This is a genomic window from Sphingobacterium gobiense (assembly GCF_002980575.1).
GTDB lineage: Bacteria > Bacteroidota > Bacteroidia > Sphingobacteriales > Sphingobacteriaceae > Sphingobacterium > Sphingobacterium gobiense.
The window spans coordinates 1,316,060-1,330,714 of record NZ_PVBS01000002.1 but is presented as its reverse complement, the minus strand read 5'-3'; the positions used below and the strand labels follow the sequence as shown (position 1 = coordinate 1,330,714).

Annotated in this window: 9 protein-coding genes; 3 read left to right on the top strand and 6 right to left on the bottom strand. The window is 43.8% G+C overall.

Annotated features, from left to right (window positions below; genetic code table 11):
- Window positions 1-3 precede the first annotated feature (3 nt).
- The 3 genes from C5749_RS14370 (at window position 4) to C5749_RS14360 (ending at window position 3,769) form a co-directional block, all read left to right on the top strand.
- On the top strand, window positions 4-1,011 hold the full coding sequence (locus C5749_RS14370) for a DUF5627 domain-containing protein (protein ID WP_105726835.1): 1,008 nt from the start codon (window positions 4-6) through the stop codon (window positions 1,009-1,011).
- Between the two features lie 18 nt (window positions 1,012-1,029).
- Window positions 1,030-2,739 carry an endo-1,4-beta-xylanase gene (locus tag C5749_RS14365; protein WP_105726834.1) on the top strand — a complete coding sequence of 570 codons (1,710 nt, stop codon included), beginning with the start codon at window positions 1,030-1,032 and terminating at the stop codon, window positions 2,737-2,739.
- Between the two features lie 178 nt (window positions 2,740-2,917).
- Window positions 2,918-3,769 (top strand): sialate O-acetylesterase, encoded by an 852-nt coding sequence (locus C5749_RS14360; protein ID WP_105726833.1) that lies wholly within the window; start codon window positions 2,918-2,920, stop codon window positions 3,767-3,769.
- A 100-nt stretch (window positions 3,770-3,869) separates the two neighbouring features.
- On the opposite strand, the gene C5749_RS14355 is transcribed toward C5749_RS14360, so the two are convergent.
- The 6 genes from C5749_RS14355 to C5749_RS14330 form a co-directional block, all read right to left on the bottom strand.
- Window positions 3,870-6,245: a glycoside hydrolase family 127 protein gene (locus tag C5749_RS14355; RefSeq protein ID WP_105726832.1), complete on the bottom strand. Its 2,376-nt coding sequence runs from the start codon at window positions 6,243-6,245 to the stop codon at window positions 3,870-3,872.
- 64 nt (window positions 6,246-6,309) lie between these two features.
- Window positions 6,310-8,067, bottom strand: coding sequence for a glycoside hydrolase family 43 protein (locus tag C5749_RS14350; protein WP_245893786.1), 1,758 nt, complete (start codon window positions 8,065-8,067; stop codon window positions 6,310-6,312).
- Between the two features lie 35 nt (window positions 8,068-8,102).
- On the bottom strand, window positions 8,103-10,040 hold the full coding sequence (locus C5749_RS14345) for a glycoside hydrolase family 97 protein (RefSeq protein ID WP_105726831.1): 1,938 nt from the start codon (window positions 10,038-10,040) through the stop codon (window positions 8,103-8,105).
- A 2-nt stretch (window positions 10,041-10,042) separates the two neighbouring features.
- Window positions 10,043-11,593 (bottom strand): glycoside hydrolase, encoded by a 1,551-nt coding sequence (locus tag C5749_RS14340; RefSeq protein ID WP_105726830.1) that lies wholly within the window; start codon window positions 11,591-11,593, stop codon window positions 10,043-10,045.
- Window positions 11,594-11,619: 26 nt separating this feature from the next.
- Window positions 11,620-13,668, bottom strand: coding sequence for an alpha-glucuronidase (locus C5749_RS14335; protein WP_219847986.1), 2,049 nt, complete (start codon window positions 13,666-13,668; stop codon window positions 11,620-11,622).
- A 12-nt stretch (window positions 13,669-13,680) separates the two neighbouring features.
- Window positions 13,681-14,643 carry a glycoside hydrolase family 43 protein gene (locus tag C5749_RS14330; protein WP_105726829.1) on the bottom strand — a complete coding sequence of 321 codons (963 nt, stop codon included), beginning with the start codon at window positions 14,641-14,643 and terminating at the stop codon, window positions 13,681-13,683.
- Between the last annotated feature and the right edge of the window lie 12 nt (window positions 14,644-14,655).

The following is a 14,655-nucleotide window of genomic DNA, read 5'->3' as shown; positions in this document are numbered from 1 at the left end:
GAAATGAAAAGAAATAAAATTTTAATAGGTTTAGTGATTGTTTTTGGAATGGTGAGCGGCTGCAAAAACAACACCCTTGACTTACCGGATTTCGATTACCAAACGGTCTATTTTGCTAACCAATACCCCGTTCGCACGGTGGTGCTGGGCGAAGATATGAACGTAGACAATACGCTAGACAAAGAACATAAGGTAGAAATAAAGGCGACCCTCGGTGGAACACGGAATAACACCGAAAATGTTATTATTGATGTAGAAGTAGACAATACATTACTAGACGATCTATATTTTCCGAATAACGGACCGAAAATTGAACCCCTTCCAGCGAACTATTACAGTTTGGCATCAGACCAAATCACTATTTCTCCTGGAAACATCATGGGTGGTGTTCAAATCCAATTAACGGATGCTTTTTTCGCAGATCCTTCAGCTATAACAAATACTTATGCGCTACCGTTGAAGATGAAAAATGTACAGCATGCCGACTCCATTCTATCAACGAAAGACTTCGTACTCTATACCCTCAAGTATATCAACCAATGGCATGGCAATTATCTACGTCGCGGTACAGATGCCATGACGGGCGATGTTGTTCGCGATGTTACGCGTCGTGCAGCATACGTGGAAAATGACGAACTCAACAAGTTAAATACCCGCTCGCTTCATTCCACCGCTTTTCCGGTACAATTTAGGGACGCGGAAGGAGGCAATATTTTTTCCTGTACGTTATTATTAGATTTCGATCAGGAAGGAAAGTGCACGATTTCAACGAACACGACGGGTTATACCGCGACAGGGACAGGTTCTTTCGTCACGAAAGGAGAGAAAAACAGTTGGGGTAATAAAGATCGTGATGCCTTGTATTTAGATTATCAAGTAACGTATAGTAATATCTCCGTGGGTAGTAGCGATAATACGAGAATCATCAGCGGCAATATCGCTAGCAAAGATACGCTCGTCATGCGTGACCGTGCGGTGTCGCCAGAGTATATTACCCCTGTAGTGCGTTAACTTCAAAAAAGACAAATTATGAAAAGTAATACGAAATGGAATAAGAGGCTTGCTATTTGCTTAGCAGCCTCTACCCTGCTCGGTAGTTGTGCCGAATTTGAAACCCGTGATTTCTTTGCTGACAGACCTCAAAGTTTAATTGACCAAGAAGAACGGGATGCCTACAACGAGCTCAAAACTTACGCCAATTATGACGGTCAACCGCATTTTAAATTGGGTGTCGAGCTTTCTTTAGCCGATCTGGCGAGCAACAACGTTTTCTATCGGTTGATGCAGCAACATTTTGATGAGGTCAGTTTAACCACAGATTTGAGACACGTGAACGCTGTCCAAGAAGACGGGTCGATCGTCTTAAACAATAATGTGAGCGCAGCTCTGGAAACGCATGCAACCACCGAGATGTCCACCCATATGGGGCATTTGGTCTGGCATGAAAATCAAGCATCGGCTTATTTGAACGCTTTAGTTGCCGATATTATTATTCCCGGAGAATCAGGAACAGAAATGTTACTGAATTTTGAAGAGGACGAATTGGGTGCATCTTATCCCGTCATCGGTTCAGGAAGCACAAGCGTGAAAAACGATCCGGACGGAAAGAGTGGTAAGACGTTACATGTGCTAGGCCCTCAAACCTTTCCCCAGTTTGAAATCACCTTACCTGAAGGGATTACATTAGGTGATTCTAAATCTGTGACGATCGATTTTAAAGGTGCAGGCTGTTGTGGCTTATATGGAGCTGGTATGCGTATGGCGATCAGTAGTTCTATAGGGTCGGTTTCTTTGATTAACTATGGAAGTCCCGCCAGTTATGGCGCTCCAGATGGTCAATGGTTCAGAAACGGCATTATTTTACCGATTGCTAACCTAAATCTCAGTGATGCGCAAAAACAGCTCACCAGTTTTGTATTGACTATTGGCTCGGCCACAGGAGCTGCAGATTATCTGATAGACAATATCTCCATGCAATGGGAAAAAGTAGGCGGAACAATTATCAAAACTCCAGAAGAAAAAGCGGAGATATTTACGGGTGAACTTGATAAATGGATCGCAGCCATCGGCACCACCGGTAAAGACAAAGTTAACTCTTGGAGCGTTGTATATCAGCCTATGGATGAAGAAAACCCTTCTGAATTACGCAGCGGCATTGGTGTAGCCGAGTTACCTACCAACACGTTCTATTGGCAAGACTATCTCGGAAAAGATTACGCCAGCATTGCCATCGGTATGATTAAGCAATATGCCAACGCAAGTGATCAGATATTCTTTACGGAAACAAATTTAGTCAATAATCCTGCTAAGATTCAAGGTTTAGTAGATCTTATTGCTTATACCGAAGATAAGGGAACGCCAGTCGATGGTATCGTGGCCGAATTATCCTTAAATGTCGGTGATAATAAGGAAAAAATCGAATCTGCCGTACAACAGCTATCCGAAACGGGTAAATTGATAAAGATATCGTTTGATATCGGCACAGAGACAACGATTAATCAAGCAACAACTGCCCTATATGAGCAACAAGCTGCGATGTATAAATGGTTTGTACAAATGTATTATCAAATAGTTCCAGCAGCTCAACGAGCAGGCATTATATTCCGTAGCCCGGTGGATCGTCCTAACAATGCGACTTGGAGACCAAATCAACCAGTAGGTCTTTGGACAAATAGCGGAGGTTTTCAACGTAAACCTGCTTATGTAGGTGTTGTTGAAGCATTGGAACAGCAAAAATAACAATGACCTAAATTAATTGGTTTTTTTGGGTTAGGGATCTACTCGCGCAAACAGTAGATCCCTTTTTTAGCTAGGAAAAGCGTTATTATTAGTTCATTATTAATTAACGTTCTCAACTCTCTAGTTATTTCCAAATAAAATTTTATGAGTACATTTAGCTAGCAAAAAACAAGACATCATGTTTAACACGCGAATCTTACAATTTTTTATAGGCACGGTATTGCTATTGAGCCTACATATATCTTTAACCTATGCCCAAGACAAAAACGTCTATGTCTTTTTATGTTTTGGACAATCCAACATGGAAGGTACCGGAAAAATCGAAGCACAGGATACCATAACGAACGCTCGGCTACTCCATTTACAAGCTGTCGATTGTCCCAACCTTGACCGGCAGAAGGGCCATTGGTATGAAGCGAAGTCACCTCTTTGCCATTGCAATACCGGTGTCAGTCCTGCTGAGCAATTCGGCAAAGCCCTTGTCCAAAATTTACCAGATAGTATTACCGTAGCGTTAATCCACGTGGCCATCGGCGGTTGCCACATTCAGCTATTCGATCAAGATAGCACCGCCGCCTACGTGGAAAGAGCACCGGGCTGGATGAAGAGCAAACTCGCTTTGTACGACAACAATCCTTACAAAAGATTGGTTGAAATGGCGAAAATAGGACAGCAGAAAGGTGTCATCAAGGGAATTCTCTTACATCAAGGAGAAAGCAATACCGGCGACCAAGACTGGCCTAATAAGGTTAACAAGGTTTACACCAATCTGTTAAATGATCTAGATCTCCCGGCTAACGAAACACCTCTTCTTGCGGGGGAAATGCTATCTGCGCGGCAAGGAGGAAAATGTGCCAGCATGAATGAAATCATTAATACCTTACCACAGACCATTCCAAACGCGTATATCGTTTCTTCCAAATATTGCGAAGCTGCTCCCGACGACATACACTTCAGTTCGGCCGGATATCGCAAATTAGGAAACCATTACGCCGATGTATGGTTGGATTATCATTACAATCGAAAATAACAGCGCTTTCGGAAATATTGCAAGTAAGCATTACATCTAGAAACAAAGAGGCACTGCAATATGCAGTGCCTCTTTGTTTTAACAGCTCGTTGCGAACAAATCAATCTTCCACCAACCTCACCCGAAACACCCGCCCAGCCCGATGTCCATTATGAGGAACAAACTTCACTGTAACAAACGCTGCATCTTTCAAGTACGCTTTCGGTATCTCATAACTAACATCGAAGAACTTACTTTGATTCCATTTTCCACCCAGCTTTTCTGTTGCCAACAGTTCCCCATCTACAAGAATATCGAAATCACGATTTCCAGATTCGTACCCCCAATAGGTAATCAATAGCGATAGGTCTTCCTTTTTGGCAGTTTGCAATTCAAAAGAGAAATAACCACCATTTTCAGCATCCCGCCAAGACTGGCCGTTATGCACACCACGAGAGGATTTCTCGTCTTTAAACCGATGATCCGCCTCAGGCTGTTGCTCGCCAAGTTTTACCGCATCAACGGTACGTTTATCCAATTCCAACTTTAAGCGCTCCTCCTCTTTTTTCTCCGTCTGCAGTTCCTTAAACTCCTCCCCTGTCATCGCCAGCCAGTACATCATATAACGGCTATCATGGATTTCATAAAAAGGCTGTAAGGTGAGTTGACCATGGCGTTCCTCGACAAACGCTGACGGCACCTCAAAATGCAGCGGTTTGTTGTATGTGGGACGCGCTTGGTTTAAGCTTTTGATTAGTTCCGTACGTTCGCCAATAAGGGCAGGTGTATCAAAAAGCGACACCAAAGATCCATGTGCAATATGCCCCCAGCGATGGTCATCCGCTACTAATCCCTGCAGATCGTCGTTACCTACTTTACTTCCCATTAAAATAGGTCCTCTGAATAGTGAAATATATTGCGGATGATGCCGTAGTTCTTCCACATGAAATTCCATGGACATGTCAATTTCTATCTTATCTCCCTTCCGCCATGTCCGATCGATCACAATATAGGAACCCGGTTGATACGATGTCGCATAGTCTTTTCCGTCCATCATTACCTTCATTTTTCCAGGCGGCACCCAATTTGGATACCGGATAAGGAGTTTAGCATCCGACGCGTTAATTTTATCAATGGTTAACGTGCTCTTACCAGACACCGGAAAATCGGTGTGCTGTGTTAACTTTATTCCTTTTTCTTTCCAGTCCAATTCGGAGGCTACAAAAAGATTAATATACAAGGCATCTCCGTCGTGTGTATAGATCATCTCTCCATACTTTCCGTGATTTTCCATTCCCGTACCTACACAACACCACATCGCACTGTTTACCTGCGAATAGACACGGTAGTGCGCCGGCCGTGCCGACGTAAAATAAACATAGCCGCCATGCTCCGGATGCTGTGTGGATAAAATATGGTTGTACAGCGCTTTCTCATAGAAGTCCATATATTTCGCGTCCGGTTTCATGCGAAACAAGCCTCCAGCTAGTTTCAACATATTATTGGTGTTGCAGGATTCTGGGCCTTCCCGCTCTTCCATATAACTCAAGAAATCCTGCTCCGAAGGGAAATGCTCCCTGCGACTATTTCCCCCTAACGAAAGAGAGCGGTTCAGGGATACGGTCTCCCAAAAGAAATCTGCCGCTGTTGTATAATCCTGCTCATATGTCAGCTCTGCGACGCGCTGATAACCGACCGCTTTGGGTACCTGCGTATTCGCATGCATATTGTCCAAGTTATCCACGCGATTTGATACCGAATCGAAAACCAGTTTATGTGAAAAACGCTTCGCTGTCGTAAGGTAGCGCTTATCACCTGTTATTTGATAAGCATCTGCGTACACTTCATTCATTCCACCAAACTCATTGGCCAACATCGACTCCATTTGTTCATCGCTTAATGCAGCTATGAGATTTACTCCCCAATCACTCAACTTGATAAACATCACTTTGGCTTCTTCATTGTTCCCGTAAAGCCATGCATCACGTAAGCCAGCATACGTTTTATGCAGGTTATACCAAGGCACCCAATATTTCCAAACCTCGCCTACGTTTCCTTTTTTAACTTCTTTCCAAAGGTTTTCACCGTTAGGCACACCACCCAAGTAGCCATCACCGTTCTTATCCTGGCAACGCTTTAATTCGGCTAACATATAATCCATGCGCTCTTTACAGCGCCGATCACCGGTAGACGCAAAGTGTATAGCCATTGCGGAAAGATAATGTCCACCGACATGGCCATCCAGATCTATCCAATTCGAAAAACTAGGCGCTTTCGGTTCTAATCCCGCTTCTTTTAGAAAGGGAGCCAAAAGACGATCAACATCATATTCCAACAATGTTTCTACATTCAAGTTTTGCGCATGTAGAAAAGGGCTTTCCAATAATTTGACGTCGCCTAGTGCGAACGTATGGGAATATAGTTTATCTTGGGCAATAGCTGCACTGCTTAGACCAACAGTCAGCAAGAGGATCGCGGTTTTATTTCGATTGATCATATTTTATGGTTTTAATAAACGGTGCCCCGCGGACTGGGGCAACCGTTCACGCAACAAAACTAAACTAATTGATATGTATGTCATTTGCCGATGTCGCATACAGCCCGATCATAGCGCCTGTAAACCCGCCCGCTACATCTGTCGAAAGGATGTCGCCTGATACGATGCCACCTAAGTTTTCAAAATTGCCACTATCGAGCGCGTAGGCAAATTGATAATCATCTCCCTGGGCTTCCACCTTCAACGAGATTTTTCCGAGTTCAGCTAATTTTGCCTGTGCAACAATAGACGATTCCCCCTTCTCCGTCCGTTCTAAAACAATAGAATAATCCTCCCCTGATTTGGTTATGCCAAATACATAATTAAACGCCTCACTTTGTACACAAGCTAACCCCGCCAAATCTCCTTCTGTTTCCGGTTTATAATGCATATCTACGAATGCGGAAAAAGTAGCGTGCTGTTGGCGATAAAATAAGGTTGAAATAGGTTGCTGTACTTTAATATTCACATCAAACGGTTTGATAACAAGTCCATCCTTGCTCTCCTGAACAAATTTCTCACGAGGTCCACGCAAAGCTATCCAACGATCGTCCAAACCCTTTCCTTCAAATTTATCGATGAACGTAAAATTACCATTCGGGAAAAAGTCGTCCGTATTCATTTTATTTTCTGCACCCTGTGGCATCTGAATTGATGGTTTGAGCGGCTCCATTCCGCCCTCGAATACGGGCCATTCGCCCGACCAATCGACGGGCAAGATAAAGGTTTCCCGACCTGTATTTACCCGGTTTTTCTCATTCGGCCGCACGGCCAGAAATACACCGTACCATTCCCCATCGGGAGTCTCGACAAGATCCGCATGACCAGCCCATTCTACGGGATTTGGTCTGCTCTTATCCAAATGCCGCTGCGACAGAATAGGGTTCGTGGTAGCAGGTTTATAAGGACCGTGGGGGCTGTCGCTCACAAAGATTACTTCGCTATGGTTCCCTCCTGTTCCGCCTTCCGCACACATCAAATAATACTTATTATGCCTTTTATAGATATGAGGCGCCTCAATCCATATCGGTTTTTGGGCAATATCCACACCACCGTCCACGATAATCTTGTCGGTACCCGCAATAACCTGGTCATTCTCCACATCATACTCCCACACCTTAATCACACGATGCCCTTCGTATAGTGCTTTTCCTTCATCGGGTGCATCATTATGGATCACATAGGCCTTACCGTCATCATCAAAGAACAGTGCTGGATCAATTCCACCGAAATTGAGCTTAATAGGATCCGACCAATTGCCCTGCAATGGGTCTTTTGTCTTTACCACCATATTGCCAATTCCAGACGCAATTTGCGTCGTAATCATATAAAACGTATCGTTATGTGGATTGTACATGATATCCGGAGCATAAATGCCGGCACTGATGCCTGCCGTTTCGACCTTTAGCTGCGACTCTCTATCCAGCACATGTCCAATTTGCTTCCAGTTCACCAGATCCTTGGAATGGAAGATGGGTACACCCGGAAACATAACAAAGGAAGATACGACCAGGTAATAATCATCTCCCTTGCGGGTAATACTAGGATCTGGATAACAACCTTGGAGAATAGGATTGTAAAAGTGCCCGTCAGGTAAGGGCTGTTCTGCATATATCTTATCGTTGCCCACATATTCAAAATTTTGGAATACCGGCTCGCGGCCCGCAACAATAGTATCTTTCCGATCTCCGCTATTCTGCTGACAAGACGACATCAATGTTAATGCCAGTAAACTCAGCCATGTATTCCACTTATACTTCATCCTACGCTGTTTCATTTTCATCTTTCTTTATACTTTAACCTTAAAAATATCCCCGATTAAAAGATCACAATTCCTCCCTGGGGTTGCATGTTTACCTCGATTTCTCCCTTTTTATTCGGTTTAACGTTGGATTGGTACGTCGTACCATCCGCTTTATCCATAATCAACGACACTTCCTCTCGTCCCATCATGGACACATCTATTGTCAATTTCACCGCGTTTTCTTCTGCATTTACTCCACTGATATACCATTGATCCGCATGACGCCTGGCAATGACAACATGCTTTCCGGGATAACCTGTTATAAATTTTGTTTCATCCCATGTGGTCGGTACTTTTTTCATAAAGTCAATCTCGAAAGCTGGCACATCGGTTAAGTTGTTAGGGGTCAACGCGAACGGTTGAATGGGATTCTGAAACAAAACAGCGGTAGCTAACTGAAAAGCATCCGTTGTTAAACGCTCATTTCTATCCTTGTTCTCTTTTGTTAGGTATTTATTCAGCAAAACGCCGCCGAACTCCATACTGCCTACCGTATTCCTCATAAAAGGATGTAGCGTAGCGTAAAACGCTTCATTAGCGCGGATATGTTGCGAAAAGATCAACATTTCAGACGCTAATACCGCTTCACTGCCTACATAATTCGGATACATCCGTTCCCATCCACGCGGTAAAGTGGCCCCGTGAAAGAAGACCATTAAGCCATAATCATTTGCATCCGAAAGAATGTCTTCGTACAGGCGCATGGTCTCCTGCTTATCGCCTCCAAAAAAATCAACTTTGAGTCCTTTGACGCCGATTTCCTGTAACCATTTCATCTCTTTCTTGCGCGCTATCGATGTATTCATTTTATTCCGGGGCCCTTGCGGTGCATCGTTAGACGCACCGTTGGAATTGTACCACAACAACACATCAACATTTTTCGATTGGGCGTAATCAACTAAATCTTTCATGCGATCGTACCCAATATTTTCATCCCAAAGCGCATCAACTAAAATATAGGGATATCCCATATCGGATGCTAAATCAATAAACGTCACCTGATCATCCCAGTTCATACTCTGATCTTGCCACACGATCCAGCTCCAAGTTGATTTACCGAATTTGTATTCCTGGGAGGCTTCATATAGGGGCTCTACTACGTCAAACGGTATCGTCGTTTCTACGATCGGTCGTAAATCGCTGCCCACTGTAATGGTTCGCCAGGGCGTGACACCCGGCAAACCTAATGCTGCTGCGGTGCTGCCGAAACCGTTGTTCTGCGCCATATGTGGATAAGCGACATGGAAAACACCATTTTCTGATATTTCGCTAAGGTGCGATGCGCAATACTGGCTATTCACGCCGGTTTCGGAAAGCAGCGCCCACCCATGATCACCAACGCTAAATAACGCAGGAAAAACAAATCCATATTCACTTTTAGCTTTAGTAAGCGGTGCATCTGCAATATAACCACTTTCATAACTGGGTGCTGTCCGGGCAAACCCCGTCATCGGTGTCATCATATTCGACAAAAATGATGTCGTATGCTCAGGAAACCGGTAACCTGTTATTTCCTTTTCTATCACGACGCTCCGCCGTTCTCCCCATATAGGAAGTTCATACCGAAAAGCGATATCATTATTACTTACCTGAAACACCACCGACATCCTCTTTTTGTCGGTATTCTCCACGGTTAAGGTCAAAACATTTGCTTGGTAGGTTGCATGTGAAGTTTTGATTCGATCCTGTTTATATTCTTTTTCAATTTTATCTGTATTTACGGCAACTATCTGCAAATTAGTCGTAAAATCACCTTCATTCGTTTCTAGACCTAAAGGTGACTTTTCCAAGATTACTTTCCCTTTGTAAGTAACGGTGTAAATCAGTTGTCCATGGTCTATGGAACAGGAGACCGATACGCTTTTATCCGGACTATCCATAGGCACTTCCTTTGCGGTTAATTTTCCGGCTAAAACAACGGTAAATAAGCATAAAAAACGTAGATAAAACATATTTATTTAATTAATTTGATGGAAATAATCGATTGCGCGCCTACGTTGACGACAACAGCTTTTTTATTTTCTGATAAAGCGACATTCTTATTCACCATCGTGCTTTCTTCTGTACTTTCGATTGCCTCTACCTGGGATACTTCAACAGGTAAATCGAATTGAATGACCCCCAAGTGAGTTTCCGCGCTATTCTGTAACACTAACGTAATGTCATATTCCCCTTCATAAGCCGTCAGCACAAAGTTATTATTACCGACTATTTTATCTATATCTACGCGTTGGCGTCCCGTAGCATATTGCGCATAATGCGCCATAATCGTAGATCGGGGTAGCAATTGTCCGATGGTAGTTCCTTGCTGTCCATCACCGATCATGCTATAATAGCGTTTCAGATACCACCAGATGTAAGCATTAAAATTAGCTTCCATGCATCCATATATTTCTTCTCCAACCATCAGCGCCTGATCCCATGACCAGTCGTCCTGGCTGTTGGTATTATGCAAGTGCTCCGTCATCCAGATTTCTTTACCATGCTGCCTTGCTAAAGGATAGTCGCCGATTCCACCACCGTACAAATGTGTTCCGACGATGTCCAAATTGTTAACGGCGATAGGATCATTTAAAACCGGATCCGTATACTCCTTTTTAAAATTGACAGCTTCTGCTGCGATTACTTTAACTTTAATATCTTGCGCGTAATCCCTCATAAAAGTCAATATCTGAGCAGGCGTCCATACACATGCATCGTAATCTGGATCCCAGTCGGGCTCATTTTGAATAGAGACGGCCTCAATAGTTACACCGTTTCCTGCCATATAATCTACAAAAGCATTTAAATGGTTGACGTAGTCTTGGTAATACTCCGGCAAAAGAAAACCTCCATTTCCGCCAGCCTGCTGTTTATTACTCTTCATATGAGCGGGCGGTGTCCAAGGCGAAGCAAAAATACGCACGCCTAAAGATTGGGCTTTTTTTGCGATTGCCAAATCGTTATCCCAATTTGCAGGATCAGGATAAATCATCATGCGTAACATACTGAACCCTAAACCATTTTCTCCATAAAGAAGGTCCACATCCCTCTCTGTTAGCTGATTACTGCCTAGCCATATTGCCGGATTTAACATGCCACCAAACCCACTTACGTTTTGGTATTTTACAGCTACATTGACCGCTAGTTCAATCGGTGGCTTTGGCAATTGGCTGATTTTGACTACCTGCTCTATGCCGGTGGTTCGATTTCGGAATATCAACTCTTGCTGGCGTTCTTTGCCCGTAGCGTTCTCTGAATAATTGAAATGGATACGGGTTGCACTCGCGTGAGCTAAACTCCCACCCTGTTTAAATGTAAAATCCGACAGAAAGCCCTCTTTTGCTATTTGCAATTCCCATTCCGAATAGCCCCAGTGCAACGTGAGCTCCGCTCGTCCGGCGCCATGCGTCAGCGCAATTTCGTTGGTCGAAATCTCCATAGATGGATTCTTTGTCTCATTATCTTTCTTACAGCTTATCAATAGCAAAGGCAGCAAGAAAATCATAAAAACAGATTTATTCATTCTTGTAGGCTTATATAAGTTAACAATTAATTATGATGCTTCATATCCAGCTTTATTTTTTTTAATTCTTCTAATTCATGTATGGGTCGCTCCAGCTCGTATGGAATAGGCGTTTTGGAGAAAGTCTGGAAATACAACAAGCAAGCGTCTTTCCACCACACCGCATCTTTTGCCTGAACTTTCAGTTTGGATTGTATCTCGCTAAATCGTTGTTCGTCGACATACTGTTCGAGCTTATCCCATGTTTTCTGAAACTGCCGTACCTCCTGTACGCCTCGGTCATAATGAAAACAAAGTTCCTCCCATAAGCTGTGCCCATTTTTCATACGGTGTGTCCACGGCACATGATGGAACCACAATAATAGATTTTCGGGACAGGTTTCGATGCTATTAAACGTGCTCCGCAACGGTTCATTATATTGCGACACAGCATTGCTCCCCGTTGTTGTGCGGTCAAACCCTACCCCCACCGTATCCGCATTATGATAATACCACGGCATCCAATCTGGTCTTCCTCCTTCCACATCACCCCAAGGTTCTGGCCCGTAATGGTGACCGAAGGCGAAAATATGATGTAAGCCTAAGGGCATCATATAATCTACCACTGCTTCACGTGAATCCATCATCATCTGCCGGATAGGTTTTGCGAAATCTCGGTTATCTGTAAAGGTCTGAGAAATCCATTCGTCTGCTATCTCTTCCGACGATAGCTGATGATTCCAAGCCAATCGGCCGAAAGCGTACCAATTTGCCTGTGCAAAATGATGCCCTGTCCAGTTGGTATCTTCGCCTATATTTGCAACTGCTGAAATAGCTGTTCTCTTTGCGGAAAAGATACTGCCATCCGTAATACACGCCACTGTGCTACCTTTACCTCTCGCGTAGGTATCGCTATCCAACGTTTCTTTAAAAAGCGGTGCGAGATAAGCCAGATGATTGGAGAAACCCAGATACTCCTGCGTAATCTGGAATTCAATCATCTGTGCCGTATGCTTCATAGCACCAAAAAGTGGCGTAAAGGGCTCACGAGGTTGAAAATCGATTGGCCCATTTTTGATCTGAATGATGACATTATCCCGAAATTGCCCATCCAGCGGTACAAACTCTTGATAAGCTTGCTTCGCACGGTCCTGCTCGGACGGATTATAGACGAATGCACGCCACATCACTATACCACCATAGGGTTTTAAGGCATCGGCCAGCATATTAGCTCCATCTGCATGGGTACGCCCGTGATCCTGTGGCCCCGGCTGTCCTTCCGAATTAGCCTTTACCAGAAAGCCTCCGAAATCGGGAATATGTTGGTAGATTTCTTTGACTTTTGTTTTCCACCAATCTTGCACTTCTTTGCGCGAAGGATCGGAGTCTGACAATCCATCCAATACTTTCGGCGAAGAGAAATTAGCGGACAGATAAACTTTGATACCATATTTACGAAAGATATCGGCCAAAGCTTTCACCTTTTGTATATAATTACTTGTCAGTATTTGTGGTGATGCGTTCACATTGTTTAGCACGGTTGCGTTGATACCGATAGAGGCGTTTGCACGCGCATATTGCTCGTATCGGGGAGACAGCGTGTTGGGGAGTTCGTCCCAGCGCCATAAGGAATAGCCGGCATAGCCTCGTTCGACTGTTCTATCCAGATTATCCCAGTGGTTCAGTATACGGATATCGTAATCGGGAATTTCTTCGATATTCAAGTTCTGCATATTCACCTTCGCCCCTTGAAGACGCAGCAAATGAAAAGCGCCGTATAATAAACCTATAGGCTCGGCAGCCGTCAACCGTATACCTGATACATCGCTTTTAATCTGATAGCCTTCTTTAAGCGCTTTCGCTTTTTTGTCTAAATGCATCGATATCGAAGTCCCCCGCCAGTATCTGTTTAGTTCCTGTTTTGCCAATAGGGCAGACTCATGGTTATTGGCAAGACTGATCTGTCGCTGCTTGGCGATATGTTCCTCTACGGGGACGTACCGTAGCCATAGCTGGCTGCCGTCCTCGGCACTAACCAACGATGGCAACATAAAAAATAGATATAAAAAGCGTTTTTTTAGGGATATAATAAGCATCAGATTCTCCTTTTACTGTCCTTTTATTGTCTTTATCGAACCATCCTCATCGTATTCCAGTTCGATCATTTTCATGCTGCGCAACCAGGTTTTACCACCAGATGGCACGGCGTCGTGATAAAATAAAAACCACTTCTCTTTAAACTCTACAATACTATGGTGCGTGGTCCATCCCACGACAGGCGTTAATATAACCCCCTGATATGTAAAGGGACCATAAGGATTATCACCAACGGCGTAACATAACAAATGCGTATCACCGGTGGAATACGAAAAGTAATATTTGCCCTGATATTTATGTACCCATGAAGCTTCAAAGAAGCGACGTTCGGTATCACCCTGCTTTAACGGATTCCCCTCTTCATCCAGCACAAGCACGTCGCGAGGTTCCTCTGCAAACTCCAGCATATTGTCCTGTAACTTCGCGATCTTCGGACAAAGCGCTGGTTCATGAAAATGGGGCAAGTGGCAAGGAGGTGTTAACTTATTTTCTCGATAAAACTGTAATTGTCCACCCCATATTCCCCCGAAATAAAGGTAATATTCTCCATTATCTTCAAAAGCACAGGGATCGATGCTATAACTACCTTTTATTGGATGTGGTTGGGGAATAAACGGTCCTTCAGGTCGATCACTGACAGCGACCCCCAATCTGAAAATATCGTTTTGATCTTTTAGCGGAAAATACATATAATATCTGCCATTCTTATGGGCTACATCAGCATCCCATAATTGTCGTCCTGCCCAAGGAATATCTTTTACCGAAAGTGCCACACCATGGTCAATCACATCTGCTTCAGCGCTATCCATCGAAAATACGTGGTAGTCCTGCATATCGAAATGATCGCCGTTATCATTTTCGGTTACTCCGCTCTCCCGGTCATGAGAGGGATAGATGTAAATCTTATCCTCAAATACGTGTGCAGACGGATCTGCCATATAATCATGCTGAACTAAATATCTAGAAGTCTTCATATTAACGGTATA